Here is a 24176-nt window from a genome sequence, read left to right on the forward strand (position 1 = left end):
ATCTAATCCCCCCTATTTCTTTCTATTCAAGAGTCCCACTCTTGATTGCATTTGATAGTACTGTTCAGCTTCTTCTGTGAACGCAATTTCTTCTTGCATTAATGCTTTTTCATGCTTAGGTATTTTTTCTTTAATTTCATTAATTCTTTCAATTAAGATTTCGACATCTGACTTTTTCGTACCATCAGCTTTAACTTCTACGACTTCAGTAATATCTTCTAACTTATTAGAATATGATTTAGATAGATATAATGCTAGTTTAGCACAAACAGGTCCAATCAATTCATAGAGAACGCTTGATGCTAAAATAATCGTTTCTAGTGCTTGGCCACTTTCACCACCAAGTGCTCTAGCACCTAGTGCTGCTAACCCGATAGCAACTCCTGCTTGAGGAATTAAGGCTAAACCTAAATAATTCTTAACCTCTTTTGATTTACCTACTACAGCAGAACCTGAATAAGCCCCAAAATATTTACCAATAATTCTTACGATGAAATAGATAATACCAATAAGTAAAAGTGGTGTTGTTCCAACTAACGTTGATGTACTTAGTAACGCATCTAATTTAAAATTTACTCCAGATCTTACAAAGAATAATAATAAAATTGGAGGACTAAAGTAATTTAATTGCTTAAAGAGTTTGTCATCATCTGTAATATTAATATAAACTGTCCCCATTGACATGCATCCAAGTAATGGAGAAATGTCTAATAATGCACAAATACCACAGAATAAGAAGATTAAAGCAAGTGCAATAATAAGTCTATTATCTGTAGAACGTTTAGCGGTCATTAATAATTTCATAAAATAGCCAAATAAGCCACCAATTAAAACAACCCCAATATTAATTGCAATTGGTTGTAAAATTGATCCAAAACTAATACTTCCACCACTGTTTAAAGCGATCGCCACAGAAATTGCAATTGAATATGCAACTAATCCTACAATATCATCTAAAGCAACTACTTGAATTAATGTATCAACAAAATCTCCTTTTGCACCAGTTTGTCTAATTGTCATGACAGTTGATGCAGGAGCTGTTGCAGCTGCTAAAGCCGCTAACACGATTGAAAATGCTAATGTCATTTTTAATAAATAAAATGTGACAAAGAAAATTAAAATTGATGCAAACAAAGCTTCAAATATTGTAATTACAACAACTTTTAGTCCATTTTTCTTTAAAATTGATAATTTGAAAAACTCACCTGTTGAGAATGCAATAAACGCTAAAGCGATATCTGCTAAAAAGTCCATACCACTTACGACTTCTCTTGGAATTAAATTAAGCACAAATGGCCCAATTAAGATTCCAACTACGATATAAGCCGTTACATTTGGTAGTTTTAATTTTTTTGTTAGTCTAGTCATCAAGAAGCCTAGCGATAACATGATACCAACTGATAGAATGACGATGGCAACATTTGATGTTACCCCTAGTTTTTCATATAAATTCATAATATCCCTTTTCTCTAAATATTTTATATTTACTTATCTTCATATATATTATCCCACTGTTTTTATATAAAGTAAATATATATTTTCCCCTATATAAGTTTTACTTATAGTTATATATTAAAGAAAAGACCTATATTTAGGCCTTTAATAATTAATTATTTTGTAGATTGTGAGACGTGTAAACACTCAAATACAATACCATTTTCTGTTAATAATGGTCTTTTTTCATAAAAATAATAGTTTTTTTGTTCCCAAGTTTTTGTATCATAATAACTAATGAAGCCAATAGCATCTTTACGATACTCAACAATTGGATAACGCAAATCCAAACATGGCTTTATTCGATAAACATCTTCTAAGACAAATTTCGTAATTTTTATATTTTCAATGTTATAAGTTAAAGGAACTAAAGTATCAATCTTTTGCCAACCAAAAGAAGTTAGAATATTATTGTAATACCCTTCAAAAATAAACTTATTCATCCCTTTTTCACTCTCAAACAAATATAATGGTGCATATAATTTATTATCTAAACCGTCTTTAATCAGATACAATTTGAAAATTAAATTAGGAAAATCATCTGTTTTATATCCGTTATTAAAAACTCTTTCCCTTATTTTATTCATATCAAAATTTGATTCAAATGATATTCTATATTGCATTCCAATCATTTTAAGCACCTCACTTTAATTTTTTTTGCATCACTAGGCCATATTCTGTTTTTAAAGTTAATTTAAATCCTTCCTTTTCATACATGGATACATAGCCTCCAAAATTACTATATCCATGAAGTTTTTCTTCATATGGATAAGATTCTATTAGATCATAATCTTCAACAATTGCATCTTCAATTACTTTTTTTAATAATTGACTAGCAATACCTTGTCTATAATATTTCTCATTAACAACAAAACAATATATTGATAATACTTTCTTTTGATCCATGGGTACATAACTCATATAATTCTTCCAATTGGCACATTGGCTACAGTTAGTTTTATGATTCACATTTACCCAACCAATAATTTTGTTATCTAATTCTGCAATATATCCTGTAATCTTCTCTTCTATTACATACTTATGTGCATATGTTCTTCTTGTGTCTTTATCAGAATAAGTTAAGTTGTCATTTGAATCGTTCCACCCAACACAATAACATTTATCTTTTTCTAATTTTGTATCATGTGCTGTGTAATCAAAAAACTCAATATACTTATCTGCATCCAAACTTGAAATCTTTCTTATAATAACATCCATACTAAATCCCTCGCTTAATCTTATTTTATAAAAATTAAGGAGAAAAAACTTTGAAAATTAAAAGTGAATTTAAAATTCTAACTAACAGTAAAGTTCATTTTGTTTTTGTTTGAGTATTAATAAATAAATAATGTTTATTTTAAAAAACAGAGCCTTTTAGACTCTGTTATTGTTTAAAGCTGATTTAATACAGTTTCGTATGTTGTTTGGCTTGGTTCTTCTATGTTAAAAGTCTTAATATCATCTATTTTAATAATTGCCCAATTTTCTAATTTTGTATCAACTACACGTATATATAATTCATCACCTAATTTAACATTTGGTATAGTTAATAAATTGAATTTATAGCTCACTAGAATTTCATTTCCTCCATACTTTTGAGGATTTGTATTCGCAAATTTCGCAATCATCACATCATCACTTGCGCGGTAAATAGCTAAATATAAATGTTCTACGTCATTTCCTCCACCTAGCCTAAAATTAATCCAACCACTACCGCCTAAAATAAAGTTCGAAGAACGAATTGCTCCTACTTTATCATCATCAGTTTTTGAACCGTCAAAGAAATAAGTTCCTTCTTTTCTATTATTTGCTGAGATGACATATTCATCTTTGAATGCGTCTGATTTACCATCGATTGATTCGATTGTCCACCCACTTAAATTTCCAGTTTCAAATCCACCATTTAAAATATCCATGTTTGATATATATGCATAGACTGTAACCGTAAATGATTTTTGATTCGCTTTATTTCCTGCACTGTCTGTAGCATCATAATAAAGCGTATAAGTTCCTGGTTTAGTTGTATCAATTGTATCACCACTAATGACAACTTCAATTGAATCATCTGCATTATCTGTAACAGATACTTGAGGACCAATAAAATCATCACCAACAATGATTGCGGTTTTACCACCACTTAAAAGAATAATTGGTTTTGTGGTATCTTTTTCACTACCACAACTTACTATAACGAATAACATTAAGTTTAAAACAAATAAAAGAAGTTTTTTCATTTTTCTCCTTCATATGATTTTACAGAATCTCTTTCAACCATGAGACACTCCAAAGTCATATTAATTAATTTAGCTTTTTTATTATGAATACGTCTTAACATTAAGTACATTGCTTGTTCTGCCATATATTTTCTTGATACTTTCATCGTTGTGATTTGAGGATTAGATATCTTTGAATAAATAACATCATCAAATCCAATGACTGAAACTTCTTCTGGAACCTTAATATTAATTTTTTCTAATTGTTGAATAAGTAAATATGCAATATGATCATTATTACATAAAAATGCTGATGGCAATTTTTCTGGTAATTTCAAATCAATCATATTACCTAATTCATCTCTATCTGGAATAATTTTTGCTTCTTTTAAATCAAGTCCATATTCTAATAATGCTTTGGAATAACCTAAGTAACGGTCAATAATTGAATTTGTGGATGGAATTTTACCAATAAACCCTATATCATGATGACCTTTTTTAATTAAATATTTTGTTGCTATATATCCTGCATTAAAGTTATTTGAAACAATACTATCTAATGCTAAATCATCATAGTAAAAGTCAATGCATACAATTGGTAAATCAAATTTTTTCACTTCATTCACAAATACTTTACTGAATTGACCTAACATTAAAATTCCGTCTTTACCTTGTACATTAAAATTCAAATTTAAATTATTTTCATCTTGTTTATTTACAATTTTTAAAACTAAACTTACATTTTTTGTAACTGCATTTTCATTTAATCTTTTATAAAGTGTTGTATAAAAGTCTTCAGTCGCAGCTAGGAATACTTCAGGTACTAAAACGACTAAATTAAACTGATCATTCTTTTTATATTGGTATCCCATTTCCTGTGCCATTAATCTAACTTTATCTTTCATTTCACTAGAGATATCTTTATCATCATTAAAGACTTTAGAAACAGTCATTCTTGAAATATTTAAGCGATTAGCGATGTCTTGCATCGAAACTTTTTTCGACATAGTTTCCTCCTAGCTATTTAATGAGAATATAAAACTTCCCAAAAAAATACCAACTAATAATAAATGTGTCCAAAAGATAATATGTGCAATTATCTTTTTAGAACTTGTTAATCCATTCAAATGACGGTAACCCATAAACGAAACAATTATTGAACATATAATAAAGACAAATGATAAATAATACATAACTAAATTCATAAAATCAGGATGTTCATTGACATATTGACCCATCGATAAAAAGACAAACGCATTTACTAAAAAGACAATGAATGATAATGTAATAAAACTAAAATTTTTGTTTCGCATGATGACCTCTTCTAAACATTTCTACCCTCATTTTATCATGTTTCTAATGAAAAAATAACCTTAGAATGGGTTAGTTACCTCAATTGTCTGTATTTCAGCATCTGATACTCCAACAAATAAAGTATATACTTCATCATTCTTTTTTACTAAAGCTGCCGAAAATAAGACATCTACTAAATCAGGTCGTTTTGAAGGACCAGGATTAAAGTTATCCCTAACAGCTATTATTTTCATTGGCGATGCTTTTTTGGTTTTAATATCTACCTTAAAAGTCATTGCGTAATAATGTCTAACATTATCTTCACTAAAGTTTGCAATATGACCTAAAACACCAATCGTATGTTTATCAATTAACGTTAAGTGATTTGCCCCACCCCATTCATCATCTATAAACTGATCAAATAAAGGTACTTGATCAATAAACTCTGTTGTAACATCCGCTAATGAATTTGCTATATCAAATCCAATTTTACCGCGTCCACCTTTTAATCCTTGCGGTCTAGAAAAGACTGCAATTCTATGATCTGATAATTCTAATAAGCGCACATCCTTCATTCCCATTGGCGCATCTAAGAATGGCACTAAATGATTCAAGTCTTTTCCTCTATAAAACTTTGTATACCATTCAACATTTTTTCCCTTAAAGGATACAAAAGTACCTCCAATAATGAACTCACCTTGAATGACAGTAACACAAGGATCTTGAAGATTTAACGGTTTCAAATCACTTCTTCTTTGATAAACTTCTCCTACTTTTTCAAAGAATACTGCTTCACTTAGTTCCGAATCTCTTTTTTCTACACGTCCTAAAATAAGTTCTTTACCTTGATATAAAAATGGTGCACTTGGATTATAAACATCATTTCCATCTACACCTATAAATTTAACTGTCTTAGGATGGGTTGGAGATTTATCTTTCTTAAATTCTTTTAATAATTCAGTAATTGTCTGTTTCATTATTAACCCCTAAAAGGTTTTAGTTTTTGATAGATTTCATCTAATGAAATTGTCGCTAGACAAATCTTATCATCCGCTGCACCATAATAAATTTTAATTTCATCTGACTCTAAGATGATGCCACAAGTGAAAACTACATTTCCAAAGAAACCATGCAATTCATACGTTTCAAAAGGTGATAAAATTGGTTCACTTGTTTTATAAAGTATTTTTGTAGGATCATCAAGTGAAGTTAAAAATGCACCTAATTTATAAACAGAATCTTTATTTGCTGCATGATAAATATGCAACCATCCACGATTGGTTTTCACTGACGGTGCCCCACCACCAATCCTACCATTTTCCCAATCATTTTCATCAACTGTTAAAAGTATCTTATGCTCTCCCCAATGTGTTAAATCTAAAGAAGAGGCACTCCACATATTTGGATACCCAATATCATTAGGCACAGGGCGATGATACATAAAATATTTTCCATTGATTTTCTCTGGCAAAATTGATACATCTTTATTATCAACAGGCAAAATAATTCCTTTTCTTTCATAGGAAATAAAATCTTTTGTTTCAATTAACCCCACAGAAACACCATGTTTTGAAACTGCAGTATATGTAATTAAATACTTATCTAATACATGCGTAACTCTTGGGTCTTCTATACCCCAAGATTCCATTTCTGACTCTGGATAAATCCAAGGTTCTTTATCAACTGTAAAATGAATGCCGTCGTTTGAATATGCTCTTCTAAAATGCGAAAGCGAAGTTAAGTATTCAACTTTACTTTCTGTATTTTTAATTGTTCTTGAATCTCTAAAATCTAAATTCTTATCATTTTTATCAATTAATTTAATTTGTAACTTTTTATTTTCTAATACAGGCACTTTTATATAACCGTCCTCTGAAATTGCGCTTTCTGCAATTCTAAGTAACAATATATATTGATTATTATATTTAGTTGCCCCACAATTAAATACACCATCAACTTTTAAACTTGGATGTGTTGGTTTTATATCTTTAATTGTGATTAGTGGATTTTGTTTCGCCCTTCTCATAAAGTCACCTACGATACACTTATTCTTAATGTGGTTTGATCAAATAATCCACCCTTTGTATAAACCTTTATGGTGATTGTTTTTGAACCACTTGTTGTCTCCAATTGGAATTCATCTGTTTTGAATGTTAATAGTTTCCCATCAAGAATAACTTCATAATAATCAACTGTATCATTTTTATTATTGATGACAGTTTGAAGTTTTAATTTAAATTTTTTACTTACTTCAGCATTATTTTCATGACTGATAACACTTAATGTTGCTTGATATGCGTTAATTACTCTATCATTAAAGATAACTAACTTATCAGTTTTTGTAAGATTCGCATTCACAGGTAATTCCACAATAATTACTGATTGTTTAGGAGATAACTCTAATTGATAAGTGCCGCTCACATTTTCTGAAATGATTTTATCTGTCACCTTATCATATAAAGTTTTTGTCCCGTCAACTATATAATTTACAGTTTGATTTGTTTCATATGGATTATAAAGTAGATAAGTTTTTTCTTCTTCATTAAAGAAATCACCTTGATTTAGGTCAATTTTTAAGATACCATCTACATTTGTCTTTTCGTATAAAGAGCCTAGCATCCCTATTGAAGCACCAGAATATATAGAAAAGTCTGTTTGAGCCCATCCATATACCGTTGGATCTCCACCAAACCATGGAGTTTTTGCACTACCTGATTTTCTTATGCCTTCATAAGGAAAAATATTATTTGCTAAATCATTAAATTTAATCGTATCTTCACTAAATTCAGAAAGATACATTGTTTCATTTTCATCTTTTGCATAATCAGGGAAGAAATATCTTGAGTTAGAAATTAAATGATTTAACCATTTACCAACACTTGAAGCAAATCTTGTATCATATTTAACTGTTTTAGCCATGATAAATGCTGCGGCAAATGAATTCATGCTAAACGCATAGCCACCACCGTCTGTAATAGATCCCATTAGGCCAGAAACAGCAAATCCATTATAATTATCATTTAACATCCCCCATCCACCACGTGGAATTGAGTTACCATTAAATACTAAATTAAATAATCGATTTACATCAAAATTTGTATCAAATTCTTGATTATATCTTGCAGCTAAATAAGGTGCGAAATATAATAAAATTTCATACATTGGTGAACCTGAATACTTTTTATCAATATAAGTCATTGTATCAATTGCAGCTGTTTTATATTTTTCATTAGCAGTTAACTGATAACCATAATACATTAATAATGAAATACCAACTGCACTATCTGGTTCTGTCCAAATATTATTTTTATAAGGTTGCATTGTTTGAAAGTTAAACCCGGTATAATCATAATTATTTTGATTATTCATGACTGTATAAGCTTGATACCAAGATTCAATAGTTGTTAAAGCATTTTCTCTTAATAAAACTTCATCTTCATATAATAAAGATACTTGTGTAAATAAAATAGCGGGATAAATCATATACCACATTGAAATATTTCTACTATTTCCGCTTGGATTATTAATAACAACTTTTTCTTCTTGATTGAAAAAGACGTTTAATGCATGCACAAAATTAAATCCATTTTGATTGGACTTATCAATACCCAGTAAGGACGCACTTAAAACTGCAGCAATACTAGTTACTGCTTCTTGCGTTCCATCTTGACCATTTCTATAATCACCAACATATGCAGCAATTCCATATGTATCAAATGTTTCATCTTCCCAAATGAGTGGTAAAAATGTACCTGTTTTTTCAAAATCATAAACAAAACTATCATAAAGATGAGCACGCGATTTAAAATCTATGATTTCATAATTTTGAGGTAATTCACTTGAAAATTGGTCAATTCTAAATATTGATTTTTGATAGGTAGCCATCTTCTCTAGATTAGAAGATTGGCAAGCTGTGATGCTTACCAAAGTAAGCACCACAAGCATAACCAAACTGATCTTTTTGATCATTTTATTAACTTAATTCGCCTTGGAAAATAGTAAATGATAACACTTCTACTTGCGCATCTGCAGCACCAACAGCCCAAATCCAGAATTTACCTTCAATCTTTCCATTATAAGCATCAATAATATCTTGACCGAATTGTGCATTAATATCTGCCATGACAAACTTATTCCATTTCATTCCATTGTCTTCAAATACGTATAAACCCCATTCATGACCTTCAAGTGGATTGTCTGGAACAAATTTAACTGTCCATTTGAATGCATCGTTTACTTCTTTAATACGAATTGCAACATAAGTTTGTTTAGTTAAATCTAGTTTAACTGTAGGAGACTCTACTCCACCCCAAGATTCTGCACCAACTTTAACTACAGTGAAATCACCTTCAGCATTATAAGTTGCTGTACCAAATGCTGACTCATCAGATGTAACTGATCCTGTCCATGTGCCAATATCCTTAGCTGAGAATTTCTCAACTACCTTTAATGTATCTTGTGTCCCCTGACCACAAGCTACCAACGTTAGCATCGCTAACATAACAACTGCTAAAGTTAAAATCTTTTTCATTTTTTTCTCTCCTTTTTTTATTTTAACCTTTGATACCAGACATTTTAACGCCCTCAACAAAGTACTTTTGAGCGTATAATAGGATGCCTATGATCGGAACTAAGGCAATGAAACTTGCTGCCATTAGCGGACCCCAAATGATCTCACCGGTCATAGAGTTGAATGAAGCCAATCCTAATTGAATCGTATACTTGGCTGGGTCATTAATATAAATTAATTGACCAAGCAAGTCGTTCCACGTTCCCATAAATGACCATAACGCGATGGTAATTAATGCGGGTTTTGCTAGTGGAATAAAAATGTAAGTAAAGATTTGAAGATAGTTTGCGCCATCTATCACCGCTGATTCTTCGAAATCTCTCGGGAAAGTTTCAAAATACATTTTTAAGAAGAATATGAATGAAGCACTTCCGAAATATGCAGGAAGAATCAGTGGTGTATAGTTGTCAGTTAAACCAAAAAATGACCAAATAATGAATGTTGGGATCATTGTCACTTCATAAGGAAGCATCATAGTTGCAAGTAAAATCATAAAAAGTATATTTTTACCTTTAAATCTAAATCTTGCAAATCCAAATGCTACTAATGCTGAGACAAAGACTTCACCAAATATTTTTAGCAATGCAATAACAACTGTATTCCACATGTAACTAAAGATTGGTATAGTTTCTAATGCACGACCATAATTTCCGAAAAAGAAATGTCGTGGGAAGAAAGTCATTTCCGATGTAATAATTTCTGCTTCTGTTTTAAATGATGTTGAAATCATCCACATGAATGGAAGGAGCATAGCAATCGAACCTAAGATTAAGAAAATATGCAAGATTACTTCTTTTATAAGTTTTTTTCTAAAATGCGCTTGTTTAATTGTTTTAACTGTATCTGTCATTATATGCCCCCTTAATTCGTATGTACCCAGTATTTACGTGTAATATTCACGATAACTGTAAAGAACATAATGATGATAAATAATACCCATGCAAGCGCAGTTGCATATCCCATGTTATAGTGGTTAAATGCTTGTTCATATAAATAAACCATATAGAACTCACCCTCACCACCAGCTCCACCTAAAATAAACGCATCTGTAAACTTTCTAAATGATGAAATAATACCAATGATTAGGTTATAGAAAATAATTGGTGTCATCATTGGTAATGTAATATACCATGTCTTCTGTAGTTGAGTTGCCCCATCAATTTCTGCTGATTCATATAATGATGCAGGCACATCTTTTAATGCTGATAAGTAAGTTAGAATACCTCCTCCAGCACCCCAAATTGCCATAATTAGGTAGGATGGTAAAACCCATTCTGGATCATATAACCAGTTTGGACCTTTAATACCAATCCAGGATAAAGCTAAATTAATCAGTCCATTATTCGGATCTAAAATCCATCTAAATACAATCGAAACTGCAACCCCTGAAACAATTGCAGGCATATAGTATAAAATTCGATAAATTCCAACTGCTCTAATGTTTTTACTTAACATTACAGAAATAACAAATGATGTAAAGACGACAAGTGGAATGGAAATAATCGCAAACCTAAATGTAATCCATAAAGAGTGCCAAAATTGATCTGCTGAAAATATCTCTCTGTAATTTTGGAGTCCAACCCAATTAATGTTAGTACCTACAATCGACCAGTCGGTAAATCCAATGAATATTGCCGCAATCATTGGAAATAAAGTAAATAGAATTAATCCAATAAACCACGGTAATACAAAGTAAAAACCAACTCGTTCTTTATTTTTCATATGCTAAGTTCCAATTTTGTTACGCATTCCAGCTGCTGCTTTATCAATTAAATCTTCATAGTCAACATCAGGATTTTGTAAAATTGGTAAATATAACCCACGCCATAAATATAAATCAGATATTTCAGTCCATACTTCTGTGTATTTCGCTGATCTAGCATGTTCTAATGCATGTTGAATTGTTGGTAATGCTGCTTCTTTATCAGGTGCAATCAAAGGTATATTTTCAATTGTTCCTTTTATTGGAGGTGCAATCTTCCATCTAAAGAATGCTAGCGTTAAAGCTTCTAATGCCTCATATGCTAAATCTTTATCTTTTACAGATTGACTCATTACAGTTGATGCAGTCCAGTCGAATGGATTTGATTGACCAGTTGGATCTGAAGGAATTGGAGCGTATCCTAATTCAAACTTATCATTTTCAGGCATTAATGATATTTTTCTTTCAAAATCATCTTGAATACCTCCCATATACATTGCAACTTCTTGTCTTTCAAAGTAAACATTTCTAGCATATGAGATTGAATTATATCTAGGAATTAAATTTTCTCTAAAGAGCGTAACTAAATTACCAACCCCACGTTTTGTTCCTACAGAATCTAAAATCACAGTTTTACCGTCATCTGCAAGGATATCTCCTCCACCACTCCAGATAAACGTTTCAATATTTGGATTTCCTTCTATAACTGTTGCAAACACACTTTTATTTCGATATTGCTTACCAGCTATTTGACGAGAAACCGCAATAAAATCATCCCAAGTCCAATCATCAGTCGCACTTGGAGGTGTAACCTCTAGTGCCTCAAACATTGTCTTGTTATAGTACACAATAAATGGATTTGCAATCCAAGGAAGTCCCCAATATTTTTCCTTGAAATATGCACTTTTAATAACACCCTCATAATAATCATCAACTGTTAAGTTTTCACTTTTATCTAGATAAGGCGTTAAATCCGTTATAGCACCTAGATGCGCATACTTAGCAATTAATTCTTGAGTTAACCAGAAAAATTCAGGTGCTTTTCTTGCTGCAATTTGTGTTGATAACTTGATGTAGTAATCAGATGGGATTGATTGTACTTTTATAACATACTTCCCCTCCGCTTCCTCATTCACTTGTTTAACAATTGCATTAAACTCAGCTAGCTCAGTTCCAGCTGCCCAAGTTGCAATTGTAAACTCATTCGAAGGTTTACTGTTTTGACATGATATCAAAACAATACTTCCAAAAAAGACTAATATAAGTGCCATGAGTTTTTTCATTTTAATCCACCACCCCTATTAATTCGTAACTTTACAAATTGTTTTGTAACTATATTTTATGCTTATTGAAATAAAATGTCAACGCTTACATCTTGATAAAATATACACTTATAAATAAAAAAGGACGAAACTGAAGTAGTCAATACTTTGTAGACATAAAAAATTATCTAAACCCTAATTCAGTTCTATACTGTATTGGGGTTTTATATTTTAATGAGTATGCGAGTCTTTCATTATTAAAATATGCTACATACTTTTTAATAATTTCTAATGGTTTATCACTATGATAAAAATCATACTCATATTTAAGTTCGTCTTTAATCCAACCATTAAGTGATTCAACAATTGGATTATCTGTAGGGGTTGCTATTCTCGACATTGATCTTTTTATGGTATGATTAAATAAAGAGTTGAAGCCTCTTGAGGTATATATTGCTCCTTGATCAGAGTGCACAATCGTGTCAAGGTTCATATATCCTCTTTTTTCTTTTTCATCTATAAAGTTTTTTGCAGCATTATAATGATTTATTGGACTTAAACCATAATTACTGCGTCTTATATCGTAGGCTATAATTGTATTATCGAATAAATCAATATATAGATTCCAGTCATATTTACCACTTTTATGAGTGAGTATTGTTGTATCTGTACATACTTTCTCAAATGGACGACTTGCATCAAAGTCATGTAGTAAATTTGGATAAATCTCATGTTCTTTTCCAGCCTTGTGTCGCTTTATTCTTGCTTTTGAACGAATACCTAATAACTTACAACACTTATGACATAAAAGATCTGAAAAGTATCGATTTGTTTTATTTCTAATATACGATGCTCTATGTTTATATCCCCATATCTTATGTTTAACATAAGTTTCTTTAATTTCTTCTATTAACCATAATCTATTTGCTTGGTATCTGTTTATGATACCTTTTCTTTTTACCCATTTATAATATCCAGAACGCGATACACTCATATATAGACATAAGCTTTCAATATTCATTTCTTTACTTAATAAATCTATGATTTCGTATTCACTTTGGATTGTCTTTTTAATTTTATTTCCATCACCTCCTCGGTTGTGTATCCTTTTTTTAAACGTTCATTCTCTATTCTTAATTTCATATTTTCATATTGAAGTTGTTCTAATTCTGAGAGTTTTTTCTTACGACTGAATTTAGTTAGTGGATTTCCTGGTTTTCTTTTATTCTCTAATGCCTCTATTCCACCTTCATTATATTTTCTAATCCAGTTTGATATCATTCCATAAGATACATTATTTTTTCTTCCTAGTTCTATGGCACTATATTCACCCGATAGAACCAGCTTAACATATTCATATTTTGCTTCTTTACTCCAGTAACGTGATTCAGTTTTATTCTTAACACCTTTAGGTCTTCCCATTAATTGTTCCTCCTGATAAATAAATTATACAAAAAAAGATGCTAGTAGTTTTTTGTGTCTACTAACATCTTACTATTTCAATAAGTCTTTTTTTTATTGTCTTTTTTTGTAACTTTATTATTTTTTACGTTTAGCTTTTTCTTCTTTAAAATTTAAAACAAATGATGCAATCGCAGCTAATACTAAAGCAACAATTCCTGTAACTCTAATTACAACATGAGGATAGACAACACTCACAACTAAACATCCTGCTGCGATTACAAATAAAATGATCCAAGTAATTTTAAAAACTTTCATGACTAAACCGCCTTCATTATACTTATTCTATTATACACATATTTTTTATTAAGTATAATTTATTTATATTTTTCTTGAAGAAAAGACATAGTTTCTTTAATCATTTGCGATAAAACTTTTAAATTTATTTGTGTTAACTTCTTAACATATATACAAGATTTTCCCATCGTAAATTCGCCTAAATCGCTTAACAATTCATTATTCTTTTTTGTATCAACATATACATATAATGAAATAGCACTTTTTCTTGGGCTAAAGCCCACAAGTGGCCAATTTCCTTTTTGACTACTTCTTTCAGACTGATAAAAATATGAACCAAATCCAATGATTGAGCTTCCCAAAATCTTCGGTTCATAGCCTGTTATTTTTCTAAACAAATCCAATAATTCATATGTATCTGTTTTTTTCTCTTTTTTTTCTACAGAGTTTTCAATAAACATTGATACATCATTATCATTTACTTTTGTCTTTAATTCCGCCATATAAATTTACTTACCTTACGTTAATAATTTTCTTCGATGCTTTCTACAAATTTTTTAAATTCAGTCATTTGATTTAAAGTACTTTCAGCATATTTTTCAATATCCTGATTGAGCTCTTCTTTAAACCTAAACTCCACTTCCATTCTAAAAACAACAGATAAATGATCTACCTTGAATTTAATAACACATCGATTGTAAGTATCTTCAACTTCATAAACAGAGACTATTTCATATGGTTTATACACACTCTCTATGGTTTCTGTCATTGTTCTTTCTATACCATCATAAGTGAAAACCATCTGACTTACATTCCCTGGAACTGCTCTTTTACCAACTAACATGTTATCTTCAAACAGTTTAAAGACTTTTTCAAGTGTTGAATCAATGGTTACTTCACATGTGTATTCCAATATTCTATCCCCCTTTAATTAGCCTCATTATATCAAGTATATTTACTTTAGTTACTTTAAATGACTTAGTATAAAAAAAAGAAACGATCATTTTCATCATCATTTCTTCTTTAAATTTTAGTCAATTCTAATGTTACCTGATGAACAATTTACTTTTAAAATTTTTGGACCCTTTGTTGAAATTATACTTCCATTAATTTTTCTACCTTGGAAATAAACATTACCTGATGATGTTTCTGCATCAATTTGATAATCCTCTATATAACCAAAGACTTTTATTTTTGCATTACCACTAGATAAACTAGCCTTAATTGAATCTGTATCTACATCAATAATATGGATATTACCACTTGATGCACGTGCAACAAGTGATGGTGTCTTGCTATCATTTAACTGGATATCACCTGATGTTGTCGTTATTTTCAGTTCTGCTTCAGTTTCAATTTGACTTAAATTTAGTTTCCCACTAGTTGCTTTTACTTCTAAAGAAGTTGTCTTTAATGTACTTACACTAATATTTCCAGAAGTTGTTGTTAATTTTGTATCAGTAAGAACATCAAGATTAGAAACTTTTATATTTCCGCTTGTTACATCAATGACTAATTTATCAAAATTAAAACTATCAATTGTTACATTGCCTGATAATGTTTGAATATTCGCGAATCCATTAAATCCTTCTGGTATATATAAGTTAATCGTATTTAATGTTCTTGAGTTCATGTTAAATTTAAACCATTTTAATCTTGGTTTAACTTCATTTTTAATATAAAGTTTTCCGTCATCATATGTTACATTTTTTGTATTATATTCAGATTCATAATAATCTACTTTATAACCTGCTTTGTCATATTGATGAATGACTAGATTTGCACTTTGAAGATCAACATCTATCGCTAAAACTTCTTCACTACCTATTTTTTCACCATAAACAAAGTCATCATCACTACTAAATTCTTCTAGGAACTTCTTGATATTGCCACCAGCAGAAATAATTCCTACGGTAATAAATAATGCTCCAATAAGTAAAATAAACATAAATAATTTTTTAATCATAATTCTTCCCCCTTAATCGATTTCCTTTTAATGATTTTTGTGAACCATTTATTTGTCTGGTTCAATAAATATTTTGTAATTTTGTTTAGGTATATAGAAAGTAAAACTAAAATTGAACCAATAATAAAACCTAAACCTATTTGTACAGATGTGTGTGCTACGTTACCCCCAATTGATAAACTAGATACACCTTGAAAAACAACCGTAATAATTGTTGCGATACCGGATACTCCAAAAGCTAGAATTAATGCTAATAAGACAATAAACATGACAAAGTATAATGTCGCAAATGTAATGCCTAAAGGTAATAATATAGGAGTTGAACAAATACCTAAAATTATTAAAAAGTTTTTTGTTGAATTTGACTTCTTTGTATCTATTCTTTTAGACACAATATTCATTTTCATTTCATTTATTATATCGGTGATGTTACCTAATGAACGAATTGTCGCTTCTTCAGATAAACCATTCTCCATTTTATCCGCAATTAGTTCTTCATAATAATTTATAATTTCTTCTACTTCTGATCGTTCAAACTTACTTAGATTAAACTGTAACTCTCTAATAAATTTTTGCTTATTCATTTTCTACCTTCCCCACAATAAAATCATAAATTTTTTTCATATCTTTCCATTCATTTAGAAATTGATGAACTTGTTGTTTCCCTTTAGATGTAATACCGTAGTATTTCCTCAATCTACCTTGATATTCTTTAGTGTATGATACTAAATACTTATTTTCTTCTAATCTTCTTAAAATTGGATAAAGCGTTGATTCAGAAATTTCAATAAGATCACTGGTATCTTGAATAAGTTTATAACCATAACTATCTTCACTAAATAATGCGGCTAGCACACAAAAATCTAGTAAACCTTTTTTTATTTGAACTTTCATCTTTCATACCTCCCAACACGACATATTATATATTGCATAGTATAGTGAGTCAAAGATAAACTTCAAACTTTCTTAAGGCTCTATTTTCTGATTTTATAGTTTTCCTAACGCTATTTATTTAAACTTTTTTCACAACAAGACAAACAAAAAAGGTTCGATAGATACCTATCAAACCATTCCTATAAATTATTATATTATTCAACACCAGATAGATGAAGTGTTAATGTGAGTTCATCATTGATATTAAAATCTTTACCTATGAGCTCATAGTAAGAATCAACTGATTGAGGAATCATTTCTAAAATCCAGTTTATAGAAACCTTATATGTTGATCTATATAAATTATTTGAAACAATATAAGGCGCTTCAAGTAAAGTAATTTCAATATTAAAATAATCTTTAAGTTCTGTTGTATCAAAATTATTAGTCCATGATTGTTGATATCCATTAACTGGCCATAGTGATTCATCTGGTCTTAAATGATCAACAGTAATCACCATATAGTTATCATTATGATGTGGTTCAGGAATAATAAATTCATTGGTAGCACTTATATTTCCATCCACATAATAAGTGACCTGATATATACTTAACTCACCCATATCAGTTACGTGATAATCTTCAATATTAATTCTAATTTTTGAATTTTCACTACGATTTGTGAACTGAAATTCCGCATATGCAACTGTAATCGTTGCGATTAATATAGTTACTGTTGCAAATAACACGAGTAATTTTTTCATTCAATCACCCCTAATAAATTTGGTTTAATATTTATAGTTATTTCTTCAACTTCGTTAATTAAACTTTGAATTTCTTCATATGTTTCTTCATCTAATTCATCCAATATCGGCTTTGTTGTAATTTTTACTTGATAAGTCCCTGTAAAGAGGTGATATTTATGATCAATTTCTGTGGGGTTACTCCAATTAACTAACACTAAATTGATATTAAAATATTCATTTAATAATTCATTTGAAAAATATGCATTCTCAAATACAGTAGTCAATTGTATCGTATCTAATATACCAACTGATACTAATGCTTGTTTATATTCAAAAACGATTGTTGCATATGAAATACTTGGATTACTAGATATTAAGATATTTTCATTATTTGTATAAGTTACTGATTGAATTGTAAATTGACCATAATCAAATAGTTGAAAACCTGCTTTAGTGGTGAAATTATGATTAATACTTTCTTTCGATTTTGGTTCAAAAACTGCATATGCTACACCAAGTGATGCCATACATAAAATAAGTGTGATGATAAAAATTGCGATTGTTTTTTTCACTAGGATAATTTCCTTTCGTATAAAGTTTTGATTATACATAGTTAGTTACATTTGGCTAGAACATAACTAACTATATAAATAATCAATTGTAAATCAGTCACTTAGCATGGCTGATTTCCTTTAATTTAATAAAACTCTTACAATTTAAAATATACAAAATTTGATTATAGATATGTAACAAATGTCGTAAATGGCACTTTTTATTCCCTAAATGTTATATTAATGATCAAATTTAGCTAATTTATTATGTGAAAATATAAAAAAATACCTATCAAATGAAATTGATAAGTATTTCCATTATTTTATATTGATAAGTCCTTCATAAGTTGATATGATGATGTCTCTTAAATGTTCTCGATTATCAAGTTCTTCAATTAAGTACATAGGTTTTGCACCTTCATAAGGATTATCCTCAATTAGATTAAATTTTTTATTTTCTTCAACTTTCTTTACCATGAGGCGCTCTTGGTATAATCCACCAAATAAACAATCTTTATAATAAAGTAGATATCCTCCCATCATTGGTCGACATTTAATATTATCTAGTAATGAAAGTTGTTCCAAAATGAAAGTTTTAAACTCTTTTGAAGTAGCCATATTTACTCCTATATAATTTTATGTTCAGTTTATATGATTTCAATTCTATTTCTGCCCATTTTTTTAGCTTTATATAGTGCTTTATCTGCTTGATCAACTAAATCATCTATTTTACTTAATGATGTTTTTGATATACCAATACTAACGGTTAGTGTTTCTTTTAGTTCTTTCATTACTTTAACCTCTTCACTTATTTCTTTAGCAATAGAAATGAAGTAATCTTGATTAGTATTTGTATTAACCCCAACAAATTCTTCTCCACCAAAACGATAAAATTTTATTCGATACTTTTCCGCCATATCTTTTAGTAGATTTGAAAAATTAGTTAGACATAAATCACCATTTACATGACCATATTTATCGTTATATTCTTTAAAGAAATCAATATCAATCATCATAATGTTTACATTGTGGTTAGGCTGCATAGAAAGTTCTTCTATATCATGATAAAGTTTTCTTCTATTATACAATCCAGTTAAGAAGTCTGTTTCTTTTTCTTTTGTAAGTTGTTTTTTTATCTCAAATGTTTCTAGTCTATTTAAGTAAAATGTTCTACCAAATAACATACCTAAAACAACACTCACTGTTGTGTTTACAAAATCAGCAGTCGCAACAAACATATCTTTAAAAATAAAACTAACTACTAAATGACCTAGATACATAGAAAATAAAAATGTATTCACACGCCATGATTTATCAACATAGAGAAGTGGAACAACAACAAAGAAAATAAGCGCACTTGATGCAGCTCTATCAGGAAACTTAAATATACTTAAATACGTAACAAAAGTAAACATCTCAAATACAAATGCATATGCAACAATGAGTGGTCGATCTCTTAGTTGTTTAAGTTTTGTTAATGCTAATAAAATAGAACTTAGCAATAGTGCCATCAAATAGATGGGTAATGTTTGTTTCATTGTAGGTCTAAAAAAAGACAAAAGAATACCTAATATAAGTGCCAAAATGACTATTGTAAATGCCTTAGGTACAAATTGCACATTAAATTCGTGAATTGAGTCTTTATTTTGATTATATAAATGATTTACATCATATTTAGTTAATTTTCTATTGTTTTTTCCAAACATTATTTTCCCCACTATGAATGTTTTTCTATAATGAAATTATACCATTTTATCAAAGGTTTAAACATAAGTAACCTCAATTTATTATGATTATAATCAACTATAAAAAATAAAATAAAGCCTAGTGCTAGGCTTTATTTATCATTGACTTCTGCTTGTTTAATCAATTCTCTAATTTGTTTTATTTCTTTATTTGAATTAGTATACCAATTTGATTCAAAAACATGATATAAATTCCAATTTCTAGATTTTAAGAATTTATCTTGATGAATTAAATCACGTCTTGCATTTGGACTATCTACATTTAAATCACATACTAAACCTAATAAATATCCATTATTTTGTTTACTTTTAACTGCTAAGTTTATTTTATGCTTACCAATTCCAACTTCACTATCAACTTTATAACCTATTTTTTCAATTCTATTTTTGATTTCTTCAGACATTAAGTTTTTTAATGCTTCTTGGGTTTTTACTTCGGTCTGATATAGTTGGTTTAAGACTTCTTTTGTCATCTCATGATTTCTATTTGATACAAAATAACAATATCGCATGAAGTCTTTTAAAAGCTTTGGCCCAGTTGAAGTTAAATCATCAACTTTAAATTCTTCTGGATATAAACTTGAAACAAAATATATCTTCTTTTTTGCACGAGTAATTGCAACATTTAATCTATTTTGCCCGCCTTCATGGTTCAACCATCCAAATCGACGCATCAATCTTCCATCTTTACTTTTTGCATAACCCATTGAAAAGATAATAATGTCTCTTTCATCACCTTGAACATTTTCAATATTTTTAATAAATAAAGATGTATCTTCATTATCATCTTTTCTAAACATCTCTTGTTCAAATTGTTTTTGATAAATACCTTTTTTAAAGAGTTCTTTATCAATTAAATTTTCAATCGCATCACGCTGTGAGCTATTAAAAGTAATAATTCCAATTGATTCATTATGCTTTCTTTCATTAAATATCTTTTTAACTAAATCAACTACTGCTTTAGCTTCGGACATATTCTTTCTAGCATCAAAAGTAGCATTCTTTACATAAACATACTCAATTGGTGGTTCACTACTTGGTGTTTGGTTAGGTGAAACAATTAATTTTGCATCATAGAATGCATGATTACTAAATGCTATCAATTCTTCATATTGACTTCTATAATGGTAATTTAATAACGTTTCTTTAAAACGATATCTTGCTAAATCTAGTAAACTTTTGGCATCAAGGGATACATCTTTTAAAACATCATCCTCAAAAAGTTCATCTTCATCTTCAACCCTTCCAACACCTAAATTTGATGGTCTTAATTGTTTTGGATCACCTGCAACCACAACTTTTTTGGCGCGATAGATTGATGGAATTCCTTTTTCAACATACATTTGACTTGCCTCATCAAAGATGACTAAGTCAAACATACCATGTTCTAAAGGAAGAACTGCTGATACAACCTCTGGTGTCATCATCCATAAACGAATATGGTTTTTCACCTCAACTAAATAGGTATCAATAAATGTTTTCACACTTGGTTTTTGATTAGATTCTAAAATACGTTTTATATCCATAATACGTCTTGTATTAGAAAATGCCAATGCTTGTTTATAAAGTTCCATCTCAAAAGACTCAATAGATAACTGACGCTTTTCTTCCATTAATACTTCTAATGCTTCAGCCTTTTCTTTATACTCATTTATTACATATAAATGTTTTTGATTGTCAGCAATAAATTTTTCTAAATAGCCTGAATAGAATGAATCGAAAATATATTTTCTTAGTTTAGTAATATCATCAATTTCTTTAAACATTGGTTCATTTATAATCATCTTTAAAAACATTTTTTGTTCAAATGTTAAAAGATTAAATTGATAAAAGTACTTATCTAAACTTGATAGGTTTTCTTTAATATATTGATGTAAACTATCATCCTTAATTAAAGTTTTTAAATATATATTATCCAATGATTTCTTTTTAGTTAAGAAGTTTAAAATCATTCTATTTTCAGTTATAAATGACTTTATGAAGCGTTTCTTACCAAAGAAGGTTTTATATTGAAGTTCATGTTTAAAGTTTTCGTAGCGTTCGTCAAAACTTTTAAATTCAACCTTGCTGCTTCTTGAAATTTTAGTCTCTAATTTCAATATCCAAGGATACTTAAAATAGACTTTTGCTAGTTCTAGATACTTTTTAAGGTGCTGGTCTGTATCAAAGACTTTCTCTAAAGAATCAATCAATTTAAAACTTAATTTAGAATAATACTTCATAAAAGTTTGATGTACAACTTTTGGTGTCAAATTTAAAATAACATCTTTATCTTTAATATATCTTTCAAACAATTTATGAAGTGGCACATCGTCTATTTTTGATTCATATAATAACTTTAATGAATGATCCATGTCAGCTATTATTGATTTGATTTTTTGATCAAGAGCATAAACATCATTGTTAAGTGTTCTAACAGGAGGTTCCGGCTCTAAGAATCTCTTTAATTTATAATAAAAGTCTTGCTTATTTTCAGCATCATCAATAAACATTGCGTATTTGCTGACTTTTTTTAATCGTGAGTAAATCACATCTAAAGCGACCTTCTTCTCAGAAACAACTAATACATTTTCTCCTTTTAATACAGAAGAAGCAATTAATGAAGTAATTGTTTGACTTTTACCTGTTCCAGGTGGCCCCCAAATCACTACCTTCTTTTCTTCATTTAACATTTCTACAACTTTTTCTTGTGAGAAATTCAAGTCATTTATATAAGTTATTTTTTGCTCATCAATAGGTTCTTTATTGACTTGAAGATTTAAACTCTTCTCTTTTTGAAAGAGATTAGTTTCATCAATTAATCCTTCTAAAAGATCATTATATTTATTTTGAGATAAAATAGTTTCTATGTCTTTTTGAATGGATGATGAATAAAGTTTAAAGCGAGACAATGTAACATAGTGTTTTAAAATAAAACGTTTCTTATCAACAACTTTTGTAAAGTCATCTTTTAATTCATTTTTAAATGAAGTGAGTAATTCAGTATCCTCTACTTCAATTTTAATTCCATGCTTTTCATAATAAGGGATAACAATTTCTTTAAGTATTTTATCGTTATACACTTCAATATGTGGCATTTCAGAATCTAATTTACTTCTTTCAATCTTACTTGATAGTAAGACTAAATCTCTATTAAAAATAATGTCACGGTCATTGTCTTTTTTTATTGTAAAAGTTTTTAAAGTTCTTTCTAATTTAACCGGAAAATATAAAAGTGGTGCCTTAATCGGAAATTTTTCTTTAGTAAAATACCCTTCAACAAACGGATAGATAATATATAAGTTATACGCCCCAGTTTCTCTAAAAGTTTTATTTACTTCTCTGTATAATTTCGTTAGATGGGTGTTTAAGCTTTCCTCAGTTAGTCCCAGTTTTAAATTTTTAACTCTAGCATTTGATAAAAATTCAATAATTTCTTCTTTATTGGATAAGTTAAATAAATCAAAACTATGTATTTGTTCAATTTTACCTACATATAGATTTGGGTTTGATTTTGAAATATCAGCTAAACGGTCTTTATAATGGTGTAATACTTGATATGCTGATTTAGATACTTTAACAGATTGAGTGTTTTTTTCTTGGTATGATTTTATAACTTCTAAGAAACGTTGTGCATAGATTGTTAAAAAATCACTGTCTAAACCTCCAACAGCTTGGAAATCAGTGATTTTAACGGGTTTTTTATCTGCCATTTCTTTTAGTGCTAAATCTGTACAAACTTCTGTTTTAGTTAAGGTTAGTGCTTCTTGTTCTAAACGAATTTCATCCCTTAACTTGTCTAATGCATCTAATAGATCATTTTTTCTTAGTGCCATTTTCATCCCACCTTCTAGATATATCATAACATGATAATAGAATATATGACAGTTTAGTTAATATAGTTTTTATAAAAATTAATTGACCTTAGCGCATATTAATCACTAAGTATAAACGATTTTAATCCATGTTATTTTCAAATTTATTTTATATGTAATCGTGATGTGGTTATAAAGAATACTTATCATTAGATTTTTTAATGTTATTAATTAGTTTTTATTTTTTTAAAATCTTATTTTACGTGTTT

At 29.1% G+C, this 24176-nt stretch carries 26 protein-coding genes; all 26 read right to left on the reverse strand.

Annotated elements, in window-relative coordinates; genetic code table 11:
- Positions 1–12: 12 nt before the first annotated feature.
- Positions 13–1455: a cation:proton antiporter gene (locus EXC59_RS02115; protein ID WP_084145218.1), complete on the reverse strand. Its 1443-nt coding sequence runs from the start codon at positions 1453–1455 to the stop codon at positions 13–15.
- 155 nt (positions 1456–1610) lie between these two features.
- Positions 1611–2126, reverse strand: coding sequence for a DUF4865 family protein (locus EXC59_RS02120; protein ID WP_035369503.1), 516 nt, complete (start codon positions 2124–2126; stop codon positions 1611–1613).
- 10 nt (positions 2127–2136) lie between these two features.
- Complete coding sequence (locus tag EXC59_RS02125; protein ID WP_162164033.1) at positions 2137–2712, reverse strand: GNAT family N-acetyltransferase; 576 nt, start codon at positions 2710–2712, stop codon at positions 2137–2139.
- 173 nt (positions 2713–2885) lie between these two features.
- Entirely contained in the window at positions 2886–3728 is an 843-nt protein-coding gene (locus tag EXC59_RS02130) for an immunoglobulin-like domain-containing protein (RefSeq protein WP_035369501.1), read from the reverse strand.
- Positions 3725–4714 (reverse strand): LacI family DNA-binding transcriptional regulator, encoded by a 990-nt coding sequence (locus EXC59_RS02135; protein ID WP_162164032.1) that lies wholly within the window; start codon positions 4712–4714, stop codon positions 3725–3727. Before EXC59_RS02135 ends, EXC59_RS02130 begins: the two co-directional genes overlap by 4 nt.
- A gap of 9 nt (positions 4715–4723) precedes the next feature.
- Positions 4724–5020: a hypothetical protein gene (locus tag EXC59_RS02140; protein WP_035369498.1), complete on the reverse strand. Its 297-nt coding sequence runs from the start codon at positions 5018–5020 to the stop codon at positions 4724–4726.
- A gap of 60 nt (positions 5021–5080) precedes the next feature.
- Positions 5081–5977 carry a DUF1861 family protein gene (locus EXC59_RS02145; RefSeq protein WP_035369497.1) on the reverse strand — a complete coding sequence of 299 codons (897 nt, stop codon included), beginning with the start codon at positions 5975–5977 and terminating at the stop codon, positions 5081–5083.
- 2 nt (positions 5978–5979) lie between these two features.
- The gene (locus EXC59_RS02150) at positions 5980–7026 is read right to left on the reverse strand and encodes a glycoside hydrolase family 130 protein (protein ID WP_084145216.1); all 1047 of its coding nucleotides are present in this window, start codon (positions 7024–7026) and stop codon (positions 5980–5982) included.
- A gap of 8 nt (positions 7027–7034) precedes the next feature.
- A complete protein-coding gene (locus EXC59_RS02155) occupies positions 7035–8885 on the reverse strand; it encodes a hypothetical protein (protein WP_035369493.1) in 1851 nt (616 codons plus the stop codon).
- Positions 8886–8973: 88 nt separating this feature from the next.
- Positions 8974–9531, reverse strand: a complete 558-nt coding sequence (locus EXC59_RS02160) for an LptM family lipoprotein (RefSeq protein WP_035369491.1) — start codon at positions 9529–9531, stop codon at positions 8974–8976.
- Between the two features lie 22 nt (positions 9532–9553).
- Positions 9554–10420, reverse strand: coding sequence for a carbohydrate ABC transporter permease (locus EXC59_RS02165; protein WP_051659032.1), 867 nt, complete (start codon positions 10418–10420; stop codon positions 9554–9556).
- Positions 10421–10431: 11 nt separating this feature from the next.
- Positions 10432–11292 (reverse strand): carbohydrate ABC transporter permease, encoded by an 861-nt coding sequence (locus tag EXC59_RS02170; protein WP_035369489.1) that lies wholly within the window; start codon positions 11290–11292, stop codon positions 10432–10434.
- A 3-nt stretch (positions 11293–11295) separates the two neighbouring features.
- Positions 11296–12555, reverse strand: a complete 1260-nt coding sequence (locus EXC59_RS02175; RefSeq protein ID WP_035369487.1) for an extracellular solute-binding protein — start codon at positions 12553–12555, stop codon at positions 11296–11298.
- Between the two features lie 163 nt (positions 12556–12718).
- Entirely contained in the window at positions 12719–13555 is an 837-nt protein-coding gene (locus EXC59_RS02180) for an integrase core domain-containing protein (protein WP_129614239.1), read from the reverse strand.
- A 17-nt stretch (positions 13556–13572) separates the two neighbouring features.
- Complete coding sequence (locus EXC59_RS02185) at positions 13573–13956, reverse strand: helix-turn-helix domain-containing protein (RefSeq protein WP_129614240.1); 384 nt, start codon at positions 13954–13956, stop codon at positions 13573–13575.
- A gap of 117 nt (positions 13957–14073) precedes the next feature.
- Positions 14074–14253: a hypothetical protein gene (locus EXC59_RS02190; protein WP_035368090.1), complete on the reverse strand. Its 180-nt coding sequence runs from the start codon at positions 14251–14253 to the stop codon at positions 14074–14076.
- Between the two features lie 59 nt (positions 14254–14312).
- Positions 14313–14735 (reverse strand): DUF1801 domain-containing protein, encoded by a 423-nt coding sequence (locus EXC59_RS02195; protein ID WP_035368088.1) that lies wholly within the window; start codon positions 14733–14735, stop codon positions 14313–14315.
- A gap of 20 nt (positions 14736–14755) precedes the next feature.
- A complete protein-coding gene (locus tag EXC59_RS02200; protein ID WP_035368084.1) occupies positions 14756–15145 on the reverse strand; it encodes a hypothetical protein in 390 nt (129 codons plus the stop codon).
- Positions 15146–15262: 117 nt separating this feature from the next.
- Positions 15263–16198, reverse strand: coding sequence for a DUF4097 family beta strand repeat-containing protein (locus EXC59_RS02205; protein WP_035368081.1), 936 nt, complete (start codon positions 16196–16198; stop codon positions 15263–15265).
- A complete protein-coding gene (locus EXC59_RS02210; protein ID WP_162163858.1) occupies positions 16195–16782 on the reverse strand; it encodes a DUF1700 domain-containing protein in 588 nt (195 codons plus the stop codon). The genes EXC59_RS02205 and EXC59_RS02210 overlap by 4 nt, the downstream gene beginning before the upstream one ends.
- Positions 16775–17092 carry a PadR family transcriptional regulator gene (locus EXC59_RS02215; protein WP_035368078.1) on the reverse strand — a complete coding sequence of 106 codons (318 nt, stop codon included), beginning with the start codon at positions 17090–17092 and terminating at the stop codon, positions 16775–16777. Before EXC59_RS02215 ends, EXC59_RS02210 begins: the two co-directional genes overlap by 8 nt.
- Before the next feature lie 194 nt (positions 17093–17286).
- Positions 17287–17835 (reverse strand): hypothetical protein, encoded by a 549-nt coding sequence (locus EXC59_RS02220; RefSeq protein ID WP_035368077.1) that lies wholly within the window; start codon positions 17833–17835, stop codon positions 17287–17289.
- A complete protein-coding gene (locus EXC59_RS02225) occupies positions 17832–18389 on the reverse strand; it encodes a hypothetical protein (protein ID WP_162163857.1) in 558 nt (185 codons plus the stop codon). Before EXC59_RS02225 ends, EXC59_RS02220 begins: the two co-directional genes overlap by 4 nt.
- A 297-nt stretch (positions 18390–18686) precedes the next feature.
- Positions 18687–18986 (reverse strand): TfoX/Sxy family protein, encoded by a 300-nt coding sequence (locus EXC59_RS02230; protein ID WP_035368073.1) that lies wholly within the window; start codon positions 18984–18986, stop codon positions 18687–18689.
- Between the two features lie 29 nt (positions 18987–19015).
- Positions 19016–20074 carry a GGDEF domain-containing protein gene (locus EXC59_RS02235; RefSeq protein WP_035368072.1) on the reverse strand — a complete coding sequence of 353 codons (1059 nt, stop codon included), beginning with the start codon at positions 20072–20074 and terminating at the stop codon, positions 19016–19018.
- Between the two features lie 131 nt (positions 20075–20205).
- Complete coding sequence (locus tag EXC59_RS02240) at positions 20206–23928, reverse strand: AAA domain-containing protein (RefSeq protein WP_035368071.1); 3723 nt, start codon at positions 23926–23928, stop codon at positions 20206–20208.
- Positions 23929–24176: the final 248 nt, after the last annotated feature.

Origin of the sequence: Acholeplasma hippikon, assembly GCF_900660755.1 — a bacterium.
Taxonomy (GTDB): domain Bacteria; phylum Bacillota_I; class Bacilli_A; order Acholeplasmatales; family Acholeplasmataceae; genus Acholeplasma; species Acholeplasma hippikon.